The organism is Planomicrobium sp. MB-3u-38, assembly GCF_002836425.1.
GTDB classification, from domain to species: Bacteria; Bacillota; Bacilli; order Bacillales_A; family Planococcaceae; genus Planococcus; species Planococcus okeanokoites.
Genome location: NZ_PJBO01000021.1, coordinates 1 through 677, shown reverse-complemented (window position 1 = coordinate 677; position 677 = coordinate 1). Strand labels below are relative to the sequence as shown.

The window sequence follows — 677 nt, the reverse complement described above, 5'->3', positions numbered from 1 at the left end:
TCATAATAATCTTCGATTCCTTCAGCGATGGCTGAAGCTGCACGTTCTCTGTAAGTGGATGTTGCCAATTTAGAGGCATCACCAGAGTTTGTCAGGAATCCAAGTTCCACAAGAGCTGCTGGAAGCGGATTTGCTGCAAGAACACGGTAATCGTATTCTTTCACGCCACGGTTAGGGTGCTCCATCGCTTTGTACAGGCGGCTTTGGATGAAGGTTGCCAGCTGTTTGCTATCGTTCGCAACAGATGCCGAATAGAACGTTTCAGAACCACTTGTTCCCGGGGTATAAGAGTTGGAATGGATAGCGACAAAAGCATCTGCACCATTTTTCACACCATAGGCAGCGCGGTAATCCAGACTGTAGAATACATCCGTTCTGCGGATCATCAATACGTTGATGCCTTTCGCTTTCAACATTCTCTCGACGCGAAGGGATACATCAAGGTTCACTTCTTTTTCAACTAAACCATATCCGGAAGCACCTGGATCACTACCACCGTGTCCGGCATCAATTACCATAACACGAGATGCTTTAGCAGCGGATTTAGCTAAATAAGAGAGGCTGAAATAACCTGTAAGGTTTCCAGATTTGCCATAAACCCAGTTGCCGCTGTAGCCATAGACTTGAACTTCATTGTTTGTGTGGATCTGGCCGACCACTTTATCGCTTGTGGATGG

At 46.5% G+C, this 677-nt stretch carries 1 protein-coding gene; it reads right to left on the bottom strand.

Annotated elements, in window-relative coordinates:
* A partial coding sequence (locus CXF70_RS06700) for an N-acetylmuramoyl-L-alanine amidase (RefSeq protein ID WP_145990712.1) occupies window positions 1–677 on the bottom strand: 677 nt, incomplete at both ends.